Annotated in this window: 12 protein-coding genes and 5 pseudogenes; 9 read left to right on the top strand and 8 right to left on the bottom strand. The window is 65.1% G+C overall.

Features of this window, described 5'->3' with window-relative positions; translation table 11 throughout:
- The first annotated feature begins 58 nt into the window (after positions 1-58).
- Positions 59-2530 carry a DNA ligase D gene (ligD, locus tag NW75_RS16695; RefSeq protein ID WP_033966284.1) on the top strand — a complete coding sequence of 824 codons (2472 nt, stop codon included), beginning with the start codon at positions 59-61 and terminating at the stop codon, positions 2528-2530.
- 12 nt (positions 2531-2542) lie between these two features.
- On the opposite strand, the gene NW75_RS16690 is transcribed toward ligD, so the two are convergent.
- A complete protein-coding gene (locus NW75_RS16690) occupies positions 2543-4486 on the bottom strand; it encodes a potassium transporter Kup (protein ID WP_033966283.1) in 1944 nt (647 codons plus the stop codon).
- A 137-nt stretch (positions 4487-4623) separates the two neighbouring features.
- Here NW75_RS16690 and pdeM point away from each other — a divergent pair.
- Positions 4624-5284, top strand: a pseudogene (pdeM, locus tag NW75_RS16685) (ligase-associated DNA damage response endonuclease PdeM).
- 45 nt (positions 5285-5329) lie between these two features.
- Here the strand turns inward: pdeM and msrA are convergent.
- Complete coding sequence (msrA, locus tag NW75_RS16680; protein WP_033966282.1) at positions 5330-5983, bottom strand: peptide-methionine (S)-S-oxide reductase MsrA; 654 nt, start codon at positions 5981-5983, stop codon at positions 5330-5332.
- Positions 5984-6070: 87 nt separating this feature from the next.
- On the bottom strand, positions 6071-6700 hold the full coding sequence (locus NW75_RS16675) for a DedA family protein (protein WP_033966280.1): 630 nt from the start codon (positions 6698-6700) through the stop codon (positions 6071-6073).
- A gap of 110 nt (positions 6701-6810) precedes the next feature.
- Here NW75_RS16675 and NW75_RS24620 point away from each other — a divergent pair, with 110 nt between their 5' ends.
- From NW75_RS24620 to NW75_RS16645, 6 genes and pseudogenes are all read left to right on the top strand, one after another.
- Complete coding sequence (locus tag NW75_RS24620) at positions 6811-7110, top strand: hypothetical protein (RefSeq protein WP_156143059.1); 300 nt, start codon at positions 6811-6813, stop codon at positions 7108-7110.
- A 297-nt stretch (positions 7111-7407) separates the two neighbouring features.
- On the top strand, positions 7408-8016 hold the full coding sequence (gene rpiA / locus NW75_RS16665) for a ribose-5-phosphate isomerase RpiA (protein ID WP_231565267.1): 609 nt from the start codon (positions 7408-7410) through the stop codon (positions 8014-8016).
- Between the two features lie 69 nt (positions 8017-8085).
- Positions 8086-10169: pseudogene (gene tkt, locus NW75_RS16660) on the top strand (transketolase).
- 112 nt (positions 10170-10281) lie between these two features.
- A complete protein-coding gene (gene tal, locus NW75_RS16655) occupies positions 10282-11391 on the top strand; it encodes a transaldolase (protein ID WP_033966278.1) in 1110 nt (369 codons plus the stop codon).
- Positions 11392-11403: 12 nt separating this feature from the next.
- A pseudogene (gene gnd / locus NW75_RS16650) lies at positions 11404-12386 on the top strand (phosphogluconate dehydrogenase (NAD(+)-dependent, decarboxylating)).
- Positions 12383-13192: a Cof-type HAD-IIB family hydrolase gene (locus tag NW75_RS16645; RefSeq protein WP_033966276.1), complete on the top strand. Its 810-nt coding sequence runs from the start codon at positions 12383-12385 to the stop codon at positions 13190-13192. Before gnd ends, NW75_RS16645 begins: the two are co-directional and overlap by 4 nt.
- Before the next feature lie 11 nt (positions 13193-13203).
- On the opposite strand, the gene NW75_RS16640 is transcribed toward NW75_RS16645, so the two are convergent.
- Positions 13204-13764, bottom strand: a complete 561-nt coding sequence (locus NW75_RS16640; RefSeq protein WP_033966275.1) for a cytochrome b — start codon at positions 13762-13764, stop codon at positions 13204-13206.
- Between the two features lie 103 nt (positions 13765-13867).
- On the opposite strand from NW75_RS16640, the gene NW75_RS16635 reads away from it, so the two are divergent.
- Positions 13868-15298, top strand: coding sequence for a glycosyltransferase family 2 protein (locus tag NW75_RS16635; protein WP_033966274.1), 1431 nt, complete (start codon positions 13868-13870; stop codon positions 15296-15298).
- A 10-nt stretch (positions 15299-15308) separates the two neighbouring features.
- Here NW75_RS16635 and NW75_RS16630 read toward each other — a convergent pair whose 3' ends face one another.
- The 4 genes and pseudogenes from NW75_RS16630 to NW75_RS16615 all read right to left on the bottom strand — a co-directional run.
- Complete coding sequence (locus NW75_RS16630) at positions 15309-15986, bottom strand: response regulator (protein WP_033966287.1); 678 nt, start codon at positions 15984-15986, stop codon at positions 15309-15311.
- Positions 15983-18626 (bottom strand): annotated as a pseudogene (locus NW75_RS28355) (DUF4118 domain-containing protein). Before NW75_RS28355 ends, NW75_RS16630 begins: the two are co-directional and overlap by 4 nt.
- Positions 18623-19219 (bottom strand): potassium-transporting ATPase subunit KdpC, encoded by a 597-nt coding sequence (gene kdpC / locus NW75_RS16620; RefSeq protein ID WP_033966286.1) that lies wholly within the window; start codon positions 19217-19219, stop codon positions 18623-18625. Before kdpC ends, NW75_RS28355 begins: the two are co-directional and overlap by 4 nt.
- Positions 19220-19230: 11 nt before the next feature.
- Positions 19231-19524, bottom strand: a pseudogene (locus NW75_RS16615) (potassium-transporting ATPase subunit B); the annotation flags it as partial.

Raw genomic sequence — 19524 nt, 5'->3', positions numbered from 1 at the left:
GATTGCCCATTTCGGAGGCAACCCACCCCCAACCCCTCCTTCAGGGAGGGGAGAAAGCATGACGCTCGACCCGCTCGAAAAATACAACGCCAAGCGCGACTTCGCGAAGACGGCGGAGCCTGCGGGCACGCTCGAACCCGGGCATGGCAATCGTTTCATCGTGCAGAAGCACGACGCATCGCGGCTGCACTGGGATTTCCGGCTGGAAGTCGATGGCGTGCTGAAAAGCTGGGCGGTGACGCGCGGGCCGAGCCTGGACCCCGCGCAGAAACGGCTGGCAGTGCGGACCGAGGACCATCCCTTGTCCTATGCGGATTTTGAGGGAACGATTCCGGCGGGCGAATATGGCGGCGGCACAGTGATGCTGTGGGACAGCGGCACCTGGTCCCCGATCAAGGGCAAGAGCGCCAAGGACCTCGAGCAGGGCCACCTCCACTTCGTGCTCGACGGCCAGCGTATGAAGGGGGAGTGGCTGCTGATCCGGTTGAAACCACGCGGCAAGGAGAAGGCCGAGAACTGGCTGCTGCGCAAGATCGACGATGCCGCGGCGGGCGGGGCCGATACGCTGGTCGAAACCGCGCTGACCAGCGTGACGAGCGGGCGCACGATGGCGGAGATTGCGGAAGGGAAGAAGCCGGCGGCTCCCCGGCGAAAGCCAGGGGCCAGGGTTGCAAAAGCTGCGCCCGTCGCTGGGGAGTCCGGCGTTCGCCGGAAAACGGCCGCCAGGCCGGTGTTCCAGGAGCCGCAGCTTTGCACCCTCGTCGATTCCGTTCCGACCGGTAGCCAATGGCTGCATGAGGTGAAGTACGACGGCTATCGCGCGCTGATCGCGGTCGCCAAGGGCAAGGCCACGGTGTTCACGCGTAGCGGGCTCGACTGGACCAACAAGTTCCAGGCGATTGCCGATGCCGTCGCCAGGCTCCCGGTCGAGACCGCACTGTTCGATGGCGAGATCGTCGCGTTCAAGGAGGGCCGCCCCGATTTCTCGACGCTGAAGGACGCGATCGCTTCCGGGGGCGACATGACCTTCTTCGCCTTCGACCTGTTGAACCTCGACGGCGAGGATCTGACCGACCTCACCAATCTCGCGCGCAAGCAGCGCCTGCAGCCGTTGATCGACGGCAAGGACCCGCGCGTCCAATATTCGGAGCATATCGCCGGGCAGGGCGAGCCATTGTTCGAAACGATGTGCAAGGAAGGCTATGAGGGCGTCGTCTCCAAACGCGCCGACGCACCCTATCGCGGCAAGCGCACGCAGGCCTGGCTCAAGACCAAATGCACGCGGCGGCAGGAGTTCGTCATCGTCGGCTGGACGCCGAGCGCCAAGTCGCGCGGGTTCGCGTCGTTGCTGCTAGGGCTGAACGGGGCGGACGGGCTGGTCTATGCCGGTAAGGTCGGCACCGGCTTCGACACCGCGACGATGCTCGATCTGCGCGCGCGGCTGGAGAGGATCGAACGCAAGACGCCGACCGTCGCCGCGCCCCGCGCGGCGGTGCGGGGTGCGCATTGGGTGTCGCCAAAGCTGGTCGCCGAGGTGGCCTTTGCCGAGACCACGCCCGATGGCGTATTGCGGCATTCGAGCTTCATCGGCCTGCGCGAGGACAAGCCCGCGCGCGAGGTGGTGGCGGAAACGCCGGTGCAGCCGGAAGCGGCGGAAACGCCCGAAATCCACATCAAGGTCAGCAGCCGCGACCGGGTGATCCTTCCCGAATCGAACATCACCAAGGGCGACCTCGCCGATTATTACGCCAAGGTCGCGGGCATCATGCTGCCCTGGGCCGCCAACCGGCCGATCAGCCTGGTGCGCTGTCCGCAGGGGCGCGCCAAGCAATGTTTCTTCCAGAAGCATGACGCGGGCAGCTTCAAGGGCGAGCATGTCCACACGGTGCCGATCACCGAGAAAGACGGGTCAACCGAAGAGTATCTGTACATCGACGATGCCGACGGGCTGGTCGCGTGCGTGCAGATGGGCACGATCGAATTCCACGGCTGGGGATCCTCGGTCGCCACGCTGGAACAGCCCGATCGCATGGTGTTCGATCTCGACCCCGATGAGGGGCTGGGCTTCGATCTGGTCAAGAAGGCCGCGGTCGAGTTGAAGGAGCATCTTGCCGAACTGGGGCTGGTCAGCTTCGCGATGCTGTCGGGCGGCAAGGGTGTGCATGTCGTCGTGCCGCTGACCCCACAGGCCGAATGGCCCGCGGTCAAGGATTTTGCCGATCGCTTCGCCCGCGCGCTGGGGGAGGCTGCGCCCGACCGCTTCGTCGCGACCATGTCCAAGGCCAAGCGCAAAGGGCGGATCTTCATCGACTGGCTGCGTAACCAGCGCGGCGCGACTGCGGTGCTGCCCTATGTTGCGCGCGCGCGCGCCGGGGCACCGGTGGCGGCACCGGTGTCGTGGAGCGAACTCGGCGGCATCGATACCGCCGCGCAGTGGAGCATTCGCGATGCCGATGAGCTGATCGCGCGCGCCGCGTCCCGAGAATTGGCGGGGTGGGGCATTGCCGATCAGGTGCTGCCCGATCTGTGACGGCCGCGTCGCCTAGACGGTGACCTGCTCGCCCAATTCCAGCACCTTGCCCGGCGGGATCTTGAGGAAGTCGGTCGGGTCGCTGGCATTGCGTTGCAGGAACATGAAGATGCGGTCCTGCCACAGTGGCATACCCTGATTGGCGGCGGGCTTGATCGTGTTGCGACCGATGAAATAGCTGGTCTTGGCGGGGTTGAGCACCTTCTTGTGGCTGACCGCCTCCAGCCCAAGGTCGCGCGGCACGTCGGGCGATTCCATGAAGCCATAGGTCAGCACGATGATGGTGAAATTGTCGTCGACTCGGCGGATTTCGGAGCGTTCGTGCGGCTCGACATAGGGACGGTCGGCGGTGCGCACGCTGACGATCAGGTTCTTCTCGTGCAGCACCTTGTTGTGTTTGAGATTGTGCAGCAGCGCGCCGGGGGCACTGTCGGGATTGGCGGTGAGGAACACGGCGGTCCCCTCCACGCGCTCGGGCGGACGCTTGGCGAGCGCGGCGGCGAGATCGGCAAGCGGCACGCTCTGCCGCGCCTCGAACGCGCGGACGATGCCGCGACCACGATTCCAGGTGTAGATGATCAGGCCGATCACCCCTGCCACGACCAGCGGCACCCAGCCGCCCTCGACCACGCGCAGGATGTTCGCGCCGAAGAAGATCAGGTCGAGCGTGAGGAACGGCAGGATCACCGCGAGTGCCAGCGGACGCCCCCAGTTCCAGCGATGGCGCACCACGATATAGGCGAGCAACGTCGTCACCACCATCGTGCCCGTAACCGCAATGCCATAAGCGGCAGCCATTGCCGAGGAGGTGCGGAACTGGATTACCAGCACCAGCACGCCCGTCAGCAGCAGCCAGTTGATCGACGGCAGATAGATTTGTCCGGCCTGTGCGGCCGAGGTCTGGCGGATGCGCAGGCGCGGCAACAGGCCGAGCTGGATCGCCTGCTGCGTCAGCGAATAGGCACCGGTGATCACCGCTTGACTGGCGATGACGGTTGCCATCATCGCGAGCACGATCAGCCACGGCCGCACGCTTTCCGGCGCCATCACGAAGAACCAGTCCTGGTTGACGAAGGGCGTTCCCGCCGCCGCCGCCGCCTCAAGCGCATTGAGCGCAAAGGCACCCTGGCCGAGATAATTGAGCACCAGGCAGGGGAAAACGAGGAAGAACCAGCCGATACGGATCGGCTTGATACCGAAATGGCCCATATCGGCGGTCAAGGCCTCGGCGCCCGTTACCGTCAGGAACACAGCCCCCAGCACGAACAGGCCCGTGACGCCGTGTGTGGCGAGCAGGATCGCGCCATAATGCGGGGAAATGACGCGCAGGATCGAAGGTTCGTCGGCGATGTGCCACAGGCCGAGCCCGCCAATCGCCAGGAACCACACGATACAGACCGGCCCGAACAGCGTCGAAACGCTCGCCGTGCCGCGGCTCTGGATGAAAAACAGCGCGACGAGGATCACGATCGTGACGCCGAGGATCGCCGAATCGTCGAAGATATTGGCCAGTGCGGGAATGGTCTTCAGCCCCTCCACCGCCGACAGCACCGACAAGGCCGGCGTGATGATCGCATCGCCGTAGAAGAGCGAGGCCCCCGCCGCCCCCAGCACCAGCGCGATGAGCGAGCGCCGCCCCAGCGCGCGCCGGGCGAGTGCGGTGAGCGCCAGCACGCCGCCTTCGCCCTGATTGTCCGCGCGCATCAGAAAGATGACGTATTTGACGGTGACGACCAGGATCAGCGACCAGATCGCAAGACTGAGCACGCCCAGAATCTCGCTGGCGTCGATGCCGTCGCCCGCGGTCTGGCTCAACGCTTCGCGGAAGGCGTAAAGCGGGCTGGTGCCGATATCGCCGAACACCACGCCGATCGCGCCGATCGTCAAGGCCAGCAACGCCGGATGCGGCGCATGCGGGGCGGGACTGTCAGGCTTGGTCGCGGTCGCTGCGGTCATAAGCGGTGAATGGCTCGTCAGGAAGGACGGCGCGCTTTACGCTCGTGGGGGCTTTGCGCAAGGCCTTTGATACTCGCGCTGGCCAGGCGGTGTCACGGGCGTTGCACCGAGGCCACCATTGCGACATAGCCAAGGGCATGGTTCCCTTTTCGTTCGCAGGTCGTGATTTCCTTGCTTTGGGGAGCGGTGCCCTGTTCTGGCCCGCGCGCGGGGCGTTGCTGGTGGCGACCTGCATTTCGAGAAAGCAAGCTGGTACGCGCGCGGTGGTCAAATGTTGCCGCCTTATGATTCGCTGGCGACGCTTGCCGATCTGACCGCGCTGGCGGAGACGCTGCGCCCGCGCGAAATCTGGTGCCTGGGCGACAGTTTCCACGACGATGAGGGATGCGATCGCTTGCCCGATGCGGCGCAGGCGCGGCTGCGCGCGCTGACCGGTGCGATCGCGTGGACGTGGATCACCGGCAACATGATGCGGGAATGGTCGATCGTTGCGGCGGGGTCGTTGTTGACGAGGCCGAGGTCGACGGGTTGATCCTGCGGCACGAAGCTGTGCCCGACGAAGTCCGTCCCGAGCTTTCGGGCCATTTCCATCCCAAATTGCGGTTGCGGGTGCGCGGTCGTTCGGTCTCCCGCCGCTGCTTCGTCGCCAGTGCGTGCAAGCTGATCCTGCCCGCGTTCGGCGCTTTAACGGGGGGGCTGGATGCAGCACACCCGGAGATTGTCCGCGCAGTCGGGCGAGGGGCGGAAGCGCTGATCCCGGTCGAGGATCGCTTGCTGCGCTTTCGGCTGGCGGCGTAAGCCGCTGCCAAAAATCCCTCCCGTGAACGGGAGGGATTTCACATCTCAGCTCGCCAATTGCGGAAAGCCTGCGCGGAACGCCGCAACCTTTGGTTTGTCGAAGGTCACGATATAGGGGTGGTTGGGGTTCCGGTCGTAAAAATTCTGATGATAGTCCTCCGCCGGAAAGAACGCGCCCGACTCGATTTTGGTCACGATCGGTTTGGCGAAGACATGCGCTTGGCCCAATTGCGCGATATAGGCGGCGGCGACGCCACGCTGCGCCGCGCTTTGCGGGAAGATCGCCGAGCGATAGCTGTAGCCGCTGTCGGGGCCTTGCCGATTGAGCTGGGTCGGATCGTGCGCGATCGAGAAATAGACGCGCAGCAGCGTCGCATAGCTGACCTTGGCCGGATCATAGACGATGCGCACCGCCTCGGCATGTTTGGTCGTTTCGCTTGAAACCTGATCATAGGTCGCGGTGTCGCGCGTGCCCCCGGCATAGCCGGCAGTGACGTTGGTCACGCCCTTCACATGCTCGAACACCGCTTCCATGCCCCAGAAACAGCCGCCCGCGAACACGGCGGTTTGCCGACCGGTGGCGGTAACATCGGTCTTGGCGACGGGCAGCGGCACGGCGCGCTCGGCCTGCGCGGCACCGCCGAGCGCGAACAGCGCGACTCCGGCAAGACCTGTGGCGAAGAAACGGGGCTTTAACATCGGGACACCTCTTGATGGGACACGACGTAGTTCGTGTCTTGGCCGCACTTAGTTACGTCCGGGCAGCCAAAGAGATGTCGTGTCGGATCAATGCCGCTTCAAGCCGCGCACGCGGTGCCAGACATAGAAGCCGATCGCCGCGACCAGCACCACCGCAATCACCACGTCCGCGCTGTGGAACGCCGCCTTGACGCGCGGGTCGCTGTTCCATTTGTCACCCAGCACCATGCCGAGATAGGCGAGGCCAAAGCACCACGGCCACGATCCGATAAAGGTGTAGATGTGGAATGGGATCAGCGGCATCCGTGCCACGCCCGCCGGAAACGCGATGAACGAGCGGATCACCGGCAGCAGACGCCCGATCAGCACCGCGATATTGCCGAAGCGCGCGAAGAAGCGGTCGGCGGCGTCGAGCTCACCCGGCCCGACCAGCACATAGCGGCCCCAGCGCTCGGCCACCGGCCGCCCGCCGCGCTTGCCGATCTCATAGCCGACGATCGAGCCGAGATTGCACCCGATCGCGCCCGCCGTCGCGGCGAGGTACAGGTTGAAATGCCCGGTCGAGACCAGATAGCCGGCAAAGGGCATGATGATCTCGGACGGCAGCGGGATGCAGGCCGATTCGATCGCCATCAGCAACGCAATGCCGAGATAGCCGCCGCTGGAAATGACGCCGATGGTGAAGGTCGCGAGGATGCCGAGGATTTTTTCGATCATGGGGCAGGGCTTTGCCGTGGGATGCGGCGCGGGGCCAGCGGAAATGTGCGGAGCGGTTGCTAGGGTCTTTGCGTATCCGCGATGAAAGGCGGGGCGGTCTGGCTATGTCAATGGGCCCAGTTGAAGCGGACAAGTGCCATCGAAAAAGCAAATACAAAGGCATAGCCAAATCGGTCGATGCCTACCTGTGTTTGCCCCTTGCTCTCCCGCAATCGCCCAATGAGCATCATGGCACCCCCAACAACCAACGGGGTTATGACGACGTTCGCTTCGCGAAGCCCAAGGTTGGAGATGAAGGATCTGGGCATAACCAGAAGGCTTATGCGCCCGCCATCGTACCCCACAAAGCGAAGCCGATTGTCGATAAAAACGGGTTTCTTGGCTTTTTGAAGGTGTCGGCGAGCCCGTGAAAGCCAAGTTCAGCTAAGGACTCGAACAATAGCTGCAGCAAAATCTCGCCGAGAAATTGCAAAATGATCTCGACTATAAATTCCATATATCTCTGTCATAGCGACGGGCGGTGCTGGAGCTTAACCTGAGCATCCGCTGTCGCCAATGGCGGCTGCGAACTCGCCTGTCCGCTGTCCACGCATTTCAAAAACGCGCACCGTGTGCCCCGCGAGCAAACGATGGTAGAGCGCCCCCCATGAACGAGTCCGACAAAACGCCTCGCCGCGCTGGCTGCGGTGGAAGAGGTTCGCGCTGGCATGAGTGTCGGCCTTGGCACCGGGTCCACCGCAGCGTTTGCGATCGAGGCGCTGGGCGAGCGGGTGCGTGGGGGGCTGGCCGTTCAGGCGGTTGCGACCTCGCTTGCCACCGAGGCGCACGCGCGCTCGGTCGGCATAACGCTGATCGAACTGCCCGCGCGGATCGATCTCACCATCGATGGTGCCGATGAAATCGATGGTGCTTTGCGCGCGATCAAGGGGGCAGGCGGTGCGATGCTCCGCGAAAAGGTCGTCGCCGCCGCCAGCGCGCGGATGCTGGTGATCGCCGATGGCTCCAAGCGCGTCGCCGCGATCGGGGCGGCGAAGATCCCGGTCGAGACTTTGCCCTTCGCCCGGAATTTCGTGGCGGCGCGACTCGAAAACCTTGGTGCCCAGGTCGCCCTGCGGGAAAATTTCCTTACCGATCAGGGAAATTCCATCCTCGATTGCAGCTTTGCGCCTGATATCGACCATCGCCGCCTTGCCGCTGAAATTGCCGCAATTCCGGGCGCTTTGGGGCACGGCCTGTTCCTGACCGAGGTGTCGGCGGCCTATATCGCGACCGATGGTGTCGTTACGCGGCTGGAACGCGACGAAAGGACGCGATAAGGCCCTCGCACACCGCAACCGGGCGGGCGCACGTGCGTTCAGACCCACATTAGCGAGGCGATATCTTTCATGGCCGACACCCCGACGACTGCGACTGCAACGAGCGTTCATGAGGATGGCTCGCCCGAGCGCCTCGCCATCGACACGATCCGCACCCTCTCGATGGACGCGGTGCAGGCCGCAAATTCCGGGCACCCGGGCACGCCAATGGCGCTGGCTCCGGTCGGTTATACGCTGTGGAGCAAGTTCCTGCGCTACGATCCGGCCACCCCGGATTGGCCCAATCGCGACCGCTTCGTGCTGTCGGTCGGCCATGCGTCGATGCTGCTCTACGCGCTGATCCATCTGGCCGGGATCGAAGAGATCGATGCCGAAGGCAACAAGACCGGGCACCCCGCGCTCAGCCTCGAAGACCTAAAGCAGTTCCGCCAGCTCTCGTCCAAGACGCCGGGCCATCCTGAATATCGCCACACCACCGGTGTAGAGACCACCACCGGTCCCCTCGGTGCAGGCTGCGGCAATTCGGTCGGCATGGCGATCGCGGAGCGCTGGTTCGCGGCGCGCTACAACAAGCCCGGTTTCGACCTGTTCGACCATGATGTCTATGCGCTGTGCGGCGATGGCGACATGATGGAGGGCGTCTCGGCCGAAGCTGCCTCGCTCGCCGGGCACCTCAAACTGTCCAATTTGTGCTGGCTGTACGATAGCAATCACATCTCGATCGAGGGCGCGACCAGCCTTGCCTTCGACGAAGACGTCGGCAAGCGCTTCGAATCCTATGGCTGGAACGTCATCCATGTGAACGACGCCAACGATGTCGCTGCGCTCACCGCCGCGCTCGATACGTTCAAGGCGACGACCGACAAGCCGACCTTCATCGTCGTGCATTCGATCATCGGCTATGGCAGCCCCAAGGCGGGCAGCGAAAAGGCGCATGGCGAGCCGCTGGGCGAGGAGAATATCCGTCTGACCAAGCAGGCCTATGGCTGGCCCGAAGATGCCAAGTTCCTGGTCCCCGACGCGTTGCCGAGCACTTTAAGGGGGCGATTGCCGGTCGCGGCGCGCCCTTGCGCGAAGCCTGGGACGCGCTGCGCGCGCGTTATGCCACCGAATATCCCGAGGAATCGGCGCAGCTCGACGCGATCTTCACCGATAGCCTGCCCGACGGCTGGGATTCCGATATCCCGGTGTTCGATGCCGACGCCAAGGGCGTCGCCAGCCGCGACGCGGGCGGCAAGGTACTCAACGCGATCGCGGCCAAGGTGCCGTGGCTGCTCGGCGGCTCTGCCGATCTGTCGCCCTCGACCAAGACCGACATCAAGGGCGCGGCTTCGTTCGAACCCGGCAATTATGGCGGCAGCAACGTGCATTTCGGCGTGCGCGAACATGGCATGGGCGCGATCGTCAACGGCATGACGCTGTCGCATCTGCGCGGTTATGGCTCCACCTTCCTGGTGTTCGTCGATTATATGCGCGCGCCGGTGCGCCTGTCGGCGATCATGGAAATCGGATCGGTGTGGGTGTTCACCCACGATTCGATCGGCGTCGGCGAAGACGGCCCGACGCACCAGCCGATCGAGCATCTGGCGACGCTGCGCGCGATTCCAGGGCTCGACACGATCCGCCCGGCCGATGCCAATGAAGTGGCGGCGGCGTGGCGGGCGATCATGGCCGATGCCAGCCATCCGACCGCGCTGATCCTGTCGCGGCAGGCGCTCCCGACGCTTGACCGGTCGAAATATGCGAGCGCGGATGGGCTGGCCAAGGGGGCCTATGTGCTCGCCGACAGCGAAAACCCGGAGGTGATCCTGATCGCGACGGGTTCCGAAGTGTCGCTGGCGCTGGCGGCGCACGACAAATTGGTCGCGCAGGGCGTGGCATCGCGCGTGGTGTCGATGCCGAGCTGGTATCGCTATGAAAAGCAGGACGCCGCTTATAAGGAATCGGTGCTGCCCAAGGGCGTGAAGGCGCGGCTCGCGATCGAGATGGCGGGTGAAATCGGCTGGGATCGCTATGTGGGTCTCGACGGGCGCACGATCACCATGTCGACCTTTGGCGCGTCGGCACCGATTGCGAAATTGCAGGACAAGTTCGGTTTCACTGTCGACAATGTCGTCAAGGTTGCCACCGAAATGCTCGGCGAGGCCGCCTGATCCCCGATTGGCCTTGTTCCGGTAACCGTCATGCCCAAATGCATTGCTACGCTGGCGGGATGGACTCGGAACAAGGCCGGGTGATGCCACTAGGATATACGGAGAAGCACTGATGGGCCGTTTGAACGATCTCGCAAATCTCGGTCAGGCCGTGTGGCTCGACTTTGTCGACCGCAAGTTCCTCGCCGAGGGCGGCCTGCAGAAACTGGTCGATGAGGACTCGCTGACCGGCGTCACGTCGAACCCGTCGATCTTCGAAAAGGCGATGGGGCATGGCGATGCCTATGATGCCGAGCTTGCGGCGTTCGACAAGGCCAACCCCGATGCGTCGACGATGGAGCGCTACGAACATCTGGCGATCCTCGACATCCAGGCAGCGGCAGACACGCTGCGCCCGGTCTATGACCGGCTTGGCACCAAGGATGGCTATGTCAGCCTGGAAGTGTCGCCCTATCTCGCGAACGACACCGACGGCACCATCGCCGAGGCGCAGAAATTGTGGGCCGCAGTCGATCGGGCGAACCTGATGATCAAGATTCCCGGCACCCCTGCCGGTGTCCCCGCGATCGCCGCGACGATCGACGCTGGGATCAACGTCAACGTGACGTTGCTGTTTTCGCAAAGCGCGTATCAGGCAGTGGCGGAAGCCTATGTCGAGGGCCTGGAAAAGCGCGTCGCGCGCGGTGAGCCGATCGACCATATCGCGAGTGTCGCCAGCTTCTTCGTCAGCCGGATCGACTCGAAGATCGACGACAAGATTGATGCAGGGGTCGGCGGCGATGCGGCCAAGGCGCTCAAGGGCAAAGTCGCCATTGCCAATGCCAAGCTCGCTTATGCCTGGTATGAGGAATTCATCGCCTCCGCTCGCTGGCAGGCCCTCGCCGCCAAGGGCGCGCAGGTGCAGCGGCTGCTCTGGGCATCGACCGGCACCAAGAACCCCGATTATCCCGACACGCTATATCTCGACACGCTGATCGGCAAGGACACGGTCAACACCGTGCCGCCCAAGACGCTCGATGCGTTCCGCGAACGCGGCACCGCTAAGCTTACGCTGACCGAGGATGTGGCGGGTGCGCGGCATGTCCTGTCCGAGACGGAGCGGCTTGGCCTGGACCTGGACGGCGTGACCGATACGCTGGTCGAGGAGGGCGTCGCGTCCTTCTCCAAGGCGTTTGACGATCTGCTCGGAGCAATCGCCGCCAAGCATCCTGCGCACGCCTGAAGGACCATATTCATGAAGATCGGAATCATCGGCCTTGGCCGGATGGGCGGGAACATCGCGCGCCGAATCATGCGCGCCGGGCACGAAACCGTGGTGTTCGACCGTGATGCCAAGGCGGTGGCCGCACTCGCCGCCGATGGGTCGGTGGCGGCGGAGTCGCTCGAGGACATGCGCGACAAGCTCGACACGCCCGCACTCTACTGGGTGATGCTGCCGGCCGGGGAACCGACCGAGCAGACCATCGCCACGATCGGTGGCTTTGCCAAAGCGGGCGACATCGTCATCGATGGCGGCAATAGCTTCTACAAGGACGACATCCGCCGCGCGAAAATGCTCGCCGAAAAGGGCATCCACTATATCGATGTCGGTACGTCGGGCGGCGTATGGGGCCTGGAGCGCGGCTTCTGCATGATGGTCGGCGGCGACAAGGGATCGGTCGACCTGATCGATCCGATCCTAGCCGCGCTGGCTCCGGGCATTGGCACGATCCCGCGCACGCCCGACCGCAATGCCGATAAGGAAGATCCGCGCGCGAGCAGGGCTATATCCATGCCGGGCCTGCGGGGGCGGGGCACTTCGTCAAGATGGTGCATAACGGCATCGAATATGGCCTGATGCAGGCCTATGCCGAGGGCTTCGACATCCTGAAGGGCAAGGCGTCGGAAAACCTCCCCGAGGACGAGCGCTTCGATCTCAATTTGACCGATATCGCTGAAGTGTGGCGGCGCGGATCGGTCATCTCGTCGTGGTTGCTGGATCTGTCGGCGTCGGCGCTGGCCAAGGATCAGGCGCTCGATGCTTTTTCGGGCAAGGTCGCCGATTCGGGCGAGGGCCATTGGACGATCGAAGCGGCGATGGAGGAGGCGGTGCCGGTCAACGTCCTCTCCGCTGCCTTGTTCGCCCGTTATCGCAGCCGGGTCGAGCATACGTTCGGCGACAAATTGCTGTCGGCAATGCGCTTTGGCTTTGGTGGCCATGTCGAGATGCCGCAGTGACAGACGCCAGTGCGATCCGGCTGGTGGTGTCGGATGTCGATGGCACGTTGGTCGATCGCGCGAAGCAAATCACGCCGGGCGTGGCGGCGGCGGTCGCACGGCTGCGCGCGGCGGGTTTGCCGTTCACGATTATCAGCGCGCGCCCGCGCTCGGGCCTGATGCCGATTGCCGAAACGCTGGCGATCGATGCGCCGATGGGGGCGTTCAATGGCGGTACGGTCTTTACCCGCGATGGGCGGGTGACCTGCCACCATGTGGTCGACCGGTGGGTGGTCGAGGCGGCCTTCGCGGCGGCGCGCGGGCTGGCAGTCGACACCTGGGTGTTCGCTGACGACCTGTGGTATGCCAGCACGGACGTCGGCGCGCATGTCACCAGCGAGCGGATCGCGTCGAACCAGACGCCGATCGTGACGCAGGATTTTTCGGGCCTGTATGACCGCGTGGACAAGATCACCTTCGTCAGCGATGTGCCGACGCTGCTCGCCGATCTCCACGCCAGCCTGGAGCCCCATGCGGCGCAAGCGACGATCGCCCAGTCGCAGACGTATTATCTCGATATCACTGCGCTGCGGGCCAATAAGGGCGACGGCGTGGCAACGCTGGCCGAGGTGATCGGCGTGCCGCTCACCGAAACGGCGGTGTTTGGCGACCAGGCCAACGACTTGCCGATGTTCGCCCGCGCAGGCCTGTCGTTTGCGATGGGGCAGGGGCCCGAGGCGGTGCGGGCACAGGCCGACCATGTGGTGGCAGGTAACGACCGGGATGGCGTGGCCGAGGCGATCGACGCGATTCTGGCGGGGCGATAATCCCCGCCGGGTCAGCGCCCGAACCAGATCCGCTGGATTTCCTTCGTGCCGTCCAGCCACTGGTGCTTGAGTGCCCCCGCCAGATGCAGCGCGACCAGTGCATAGACCGCATAAGCAATGATCTCATGCGCTTCGCCAAACCCGTCATGCACCGCCTTCTTGGTCGCGGGATCGAGCGCCATGATGAAGCCGAGGCGCGGCCATTGGAACAGGCCGAACAGGTACATCGGCGTGGTCGCGGCCTTTTCATAGGCCGAATCCATGATCCAGCCGGTCAGCGGCATGGCGAACAGGATCGCGTACAGCCCCCAGTGCACGATATGCGATGCGGCCACTTCCCAACCGGCATAGCCGCGCGGCAGCGGCGGCGGACGATGGCCGAAGCGCCACAGGATGCGCAGCAGGGCCAGGCCAAGGATGGTGATGCCGATCGACTTGTGCAGGTCGATCGCCGGGCGCACCTGCGCATCGGGCAGGACCGGCCAGATCCAGGCGAGCGCGACGTTGGTTACGATCAGCGCTGCGACCAGCCAATGCAGCACGATCGCAACGTTGGAGTAGCGCTGTACCAAGATAATGCTCCTGCCGATAAACTAGAGTTAACCTAGCGGGACTTGCGCCCGCGCGCTAGGCGGCGTCATCGCTCGTTCATCCTGGATCGGTATCGCCTCCGCAATGACTTCGCTCGCCCAAACGCTCGTGGCGGAATCGCCGCGCCTGACCCCGCGACGGATTCCCGTCGCAAGCCGGATCATCGGTGCGTTCGGGCCGATCCTGTTCGTCGCGCTGCTGGTGCAGGCGTTCCAGCGGCAGGGGTTGGCGGTGTGGTCGATCGGCATCGTTTATATTTTATATGACACAGCATTGCTCGCGTTCACCGCATGGAACATCCGGGATTTGCGCCTGAAGCCACAGCCCGCGCCCGCGACCTCGGTCTCGTTTGGCGTGATTGTCGCGGCGCATAATGAGGAAGGCGTGATTGCGGCGGCGATCGACCGGCTGGCGGGCCAGACGGCCGCCCCCGATCTGATCCTGATTGCGGACGATGGATCGAGCGATGGCACCGCCGCGGTGCTGGCGCGCCGCTACGGGCTCGTGGCACCGCCGCTTGGCACGATGAGCGAGCCGTCACCGGTGCTGCCGTCGCTGCGCTGGCTGCGGTTGCGCCACGGTGGCAAGGCGCGGGCGCTCAACGCGGCAATGGTGCAGGTCGATACCGAAGTGGTGCTGACGGTCGATGCCGATACGCTGCTCGAACCCGGCGCGATCGCCGCGATGCGCGCGGCCTTTGCTGCCGAGCCCGAACTGGTGGCGGCGACGGGGGTGCTCGCGCCGATTTGCGGGCCGGACTTGCAAGGACGGTTCTTCGAGTGGTTCCAGACCTATGAATATGTCCGCAATTTCCTGTCGCGCCATGCGTGGGAGCGGCTGAACAGCCTGTTGCTGATTTCGGGCGCGTTCGCCGCGTTCCGGCGCGATGCGGTGGTAGCAGTCGGCGGGTTCGATCCCGATTGCATGGTCGAGGATTACGAGTTGATCCACCGGTTGCATCGTCACGCGGTGGATCATGGGCGCGACTGGACGGTGCGCGTGGTCGGCGGTGCGCTGGCACGGACCGATGCCCCGGCGAGCCCGCTCGCGTTCCTGCGCCAGCGGCGGCGCTGGTTCGGCGGCTTTCTGCAGACGCAGCATTGGAATCGCGACATGGTCGGCGCGCGGCGCTTCGGCTGGCTTGGCACGGCGATGCTGCCGGTCAAGACGCTCGACACGCTTCAGCCGATCTACGGGCTGGCGGCATTTGCAATCCTGATCGGGCTGGTGGCGACCGGGCGCTTCATGGTCGCGCTGCCGATCCTGATCGTGATGCTGGTCAAGATCGCGATCGATCTGACCTTCCATTTGTGGTCGCTTGGTATTTACAAGAACTGGACCGGGCAGCGCGAGGGGCTGGGGCTGTTCCCGGCGCTGATCGCGGCGATCCTGGAACCGTTCAGCTTCCAGCTATTGCGTCACGCCGGGGCGGTATGGGGCTGGCATGCCTTCCTGACGGGTCGCGAAAGCTGGGGACGGCAGCGGCGCACCGCGATCATCGCACCGGCGGAGTAGCGGGGCGCGCTTACGCCACCAGCCGGTAGCCGATGCCCGGTTCGTTGAGCACCAGCGCGGGGGCTGCGGGGTCCGCCTCGAGTTTCAGCCGTAGCGCGCGCACGGCGACGCGCAGATATTCGACGTCGTCGATATGGCCTTCGCCCCACACCACCCGCAGCAAATGCGCATGAGTCAGCAGCTTGCCCGCATGGCGTGCCAGTTCGGCGAGCAGCGCGAATTCCTTGCGGGTGAGCTTCACCGATACGCCATCGCGCCAGACCTGATGCGCGGCGAGATCGATTTCGACCGGCCCCACCTTCAGCCGGTCCTGCCCAGCCGCTGCCGCATTGTGCCGCCGCAGCGCGACCCGGATGCGCGCCAGCAATTCCTCGGTGTCGAACGGTTTGACGACATAGTCATCGGCTCCGAGATCAAGCGCGGCGACCTTTTCTGCGGTCGCGTCGCGCGCGGTCAGCACGATGACGGCGCGGTCCATCGCCTTCAGCAGCGGCACAAGCTCGATGCCGTCGCGGTCGGGCAGACCGAGATCGAGCAGCACCAGCTCGCATCCCGGGCGCCGCGCGGCGGTCAGGGCATCGTGGGCGGTGGCGGCTTCGTCGGCGGTGAGCCCGGCGCGCTCGACCGCTCCGCGCACGAGGCGACGGATTGCGGCTTCATCATCGACGATCAGGATTTGGGCGGTCATGCCGCTGCCGTACGCCGGATCAGTGGATTGGGCCAAGTCACGCAAAAACGCCGATCCGCCGGTCTCGCGGTTGGAGGCGCTGACGCTCAGCCCCATCGCCTGGGCAAAGCCCTGGACGATGGCGAGGCCAAGCCCGGTGCCGCCGCTGCGATCATCGCCATCGACGCGGGTAAAGCGGTCGAACAGATGCGCCTCGCGCCCCGGTGGTAGTCCCGGGCCCTGGTCGAGCACGCCGAGCGTGAGACCGTCGGGGGTGCGACGTCCTTCGATGATGATGTCGGTATCGGCGGGGGCGAATTTGGCGGCGTTGCCGAGCAGGTTGATGAGGACGTGGTGCAGCATGCGGGGATCGGCCTCGACCAGCGGCAGGGTCGGCGGCACGTCGAGAATCAGGCGATGGCGTGCCAGTTCGGCGCGAAGGTCGTGTGCGGCGGCGGCGACCGCATCGGTCAGGTCGGTGGCCTCCTGCCGCATGACCAGCGCGCCGGCTTCGATCCGGGTCATCTCGACCAGATCGTCGAACACGCGCCGCAAACGCCGGGCCTCGCTCTGCAACGTGGCGGTGGTGGGGGAGGCCCCATATTCGCTGGCGAGCTGATCGGCGGCGGCAACGACGGCGGTGAGCGGCGTCTTGAGGTCATGCCCGATCGAGGACAGCAAGGTCGCGCGCAAATCGTCGCGCTGCTTCAGCGCACTCACCTCGCGCGCCTGCGCTTCCAGTTGCAGACGTTCGTGGGCCAGCGCGGCCTGGCCTACCAGGGTGGCGAACAGCACGCGTTTGTCGGCGGGGATCGGATCGCCATCGCCATCGCGCGCAACGCCGAGCACCCCCAACACGCCGAGCGCGGTCTTGAGCGGATGGAATTGCCACGCACTGGCCGTCAACGTCCCGCTCGCGCGCCGGTCACCTCGCCGCGATCGAACGCCCAGTCGGCGGCGGCGAGATCGATCGGGCTCAGTTGCGGCACATCGGGCGCACCGGCGATCGCGACATGGCGGCCATCGCGCTCGCCTAACAGGACCGTGGATACGCCCAGCAAGGCAGCGGTTTCCTCGCACGTAGCGGTCGCCGTGCCGGTCTCATCGGCGACGGCGGCAAGACGCTGGCCGAACGCCGCGAGCGCGGCATTTTCGGTGGCGGTGCGCGCGCCGAGATTGGCTTCGCGGCGGACTTGCCCGGCCAATTGGCTCGCGACGACCGCGACGATGACGAACACGATCAGCGTGACGACATTCTGCGGATCGGTGATCGTCAGCGTGTAGAGCGGCGGCAGGAAGAAAAAAATTATACGCCAGCGCCGCGCCGATGCTCGCGATCAACGAGGGGCGCAGGCCGTAGAGCGTGGCGGTCGCGATCACCGGCAGCAGATACAGCAGATCCATCGCATTGGCACCGACCAGCGGCTGTAACAGCGTCGCGAGCGCGGTGTTGGCACCGACGAGTGCAAGCCCGATCAGACTCCCGCGCGCCAGGATCGGCCGAGTGGTGGGGGCTTCGCGTAACGTTTCGCTGGGTTGCGCGACGGGTACGACATGGATCGCCACGCCATCGAGCGCCCGCACCAGCCGGTCGACGATCGAGCCGTGGCGCAGCTCGAACCACCACGAACGGCGCGACTTGCCGATAACGACGGCGGTCGCGCGCGCTTCGCGGATTTGCGCGACCAGACCCTCGAGCACACTGCGCGCGGGGATGGTGGCAATGGTCGCGCCAAGACCGGTGGCGAGGTCGAGCGCATGCGCCATGCGCGCGCGCGCCTCGGCGGAGAGTGTCGCCGTGCGCGGGGTTTCCACCACCACCGCCGTCCAGCTTGCGCGGAGTGCATCGGCCAGACGTTTGGCCGAGCGGATCAGCGTTTCGCTGCCCGGCTGATCGCCAACCGCGACGACGACGCGCTCGCCGCCGGCCCAGGTGCCGCTTTCGCCGAGGCTGGCGACATGGTCGAGCAAATGGCGGTCGACCGTCTGCGCGGCGCGGCGCAACGCCAGTTCGCGGAGCGCCGACAGGTTCGATTTCGAGAAGAAATGGCCGAGCGCGCGCGTCGCCTCGGCAGGGATATAGACCTTGCCGTCCTTCAGCCGGTCGATCAGCTCGTCGGGCGGGAGGTCGACCACTTCGATCTCGGCATCGTCCAGCACCGCATCGGGCACGGTCTCGCGCACACGCACGCGGGTGAAACCGGCGACGACATCGTTGAGGCTTTCGACGTGCTGGATGTTGAGCGTGGTGAGCACGTCGATGCCCGCTGCGCGCAACTCTTCAATATCCTGCCAGCGCTTGGGGTGGCGGCTGCCGGGGGCATTGGTATGCGCAAATTCGTCGATCAAGGCGACTTGCGGATGCCGCTTGAGCATCGCGTCGAGATCGAATTCCTCGAGAGTGTGCGCGCCATGGACGATTTTAGCGCGCGGCAGCACCTCGAATGGGGCGGTCAGCCGTTCGGTTTCGGTGCGGCCATGCGTTTCGATCACGCCTGCGACGACATCGGTGCCAGTGCGCAGGAGTTCCGCGCCTTCGCGCAGCATTTCGAAGGTCTTGCCGACACCGGGGGCGGCCCCGAGGAAAATCTTGAGACGACCACGCCCCTCCCTTTGGGCGGCCTTGAGCAGCGCGTCGGGGGAGGGGCGGGTCTCGTTCACTTCGACGTGGTAGCGGAAAGCATATCAAGCTGTCGATTGAACAGCAGGACGTTGACGTGCGGTTCGCCGATGATGCCGAGCACGGGTTGCTCGGTCTGTTCGGCGATGAGCGACTTTACCTTGGCGACATCCAGGCCGCGCGCCTTGGCGATGCGCGGTGCCTGCAAAAAAGCCGCCTCGGGGCTCAGATCGGGATCGAGCCCCGAGGCGCTAGTGGTGACCAGGTCGGCGGGTAGATCCCCGGTCATCCCTTCCGCCCGCGCGGTGGAAACGCGCTTGGCGATGGCGTCGCGCAGGTCTTTCGACCCGGGCGCTAGGTTGGTCGCGGCCGACGAACTCGCATCATAGCCATCCTTGCCAGCGGCAGAGGGACGCGGATGGAGATAGCGTGGGCCCGTGAAATTCTGGGCGATCAGCGCGGAGCCGATCGGATTGCCCCTGGTGTCCGACAGGATGCTGCCATTGGCCTGGACCGGCAGCGCGACCTGCGCGATGCCGGTGATCGCGGCTGGATACAGCAGCCCGGTGACGAGCGTGACGAGCAGCAGCAGGACCGCGGTGGGGCGGAGCGCGCGAAGCGTTTCGGTGAACATCGAAAGGTCCTTCAAGCGAGATGGAGGGCGGCGACGACGAGATCGATCGCCTTGATGCCGACGAATGGGGCGATCAGCCCGCCGACGCCGTAAACCGCGAGGTTGCGCGCCAGCAGCGTGCCTGCGGGGGCGGGACGGTACTTCACGCCCTTCAGCGCGAGCGGCACCAGCGCCGGGATAATCAACGCGTTGAAGATGATCGCCGACAGGATTGCGCTTTCCGGGCTCGCCAGGCGCATGACGTTGAGCATGCCCAACCCCGGATAGAGCACGACGAAGATCGCGGGCAGGATCGCGAATATTTT

The sequence above is a fragment of the Sphingomonas sp. Ant H11 genome (genome assembly GCF_000797515.1).
Lineage (GTDB): Bacteria > Pseudomonadota > Alphaproteobacteria > Sphingomonadales > Sphingomonadaceae > Sphingomonas.
Note: the sequence above shows the minus strand (reverse complement) of the source record. Positions and strands in the feature narration are given on the sequence as shown.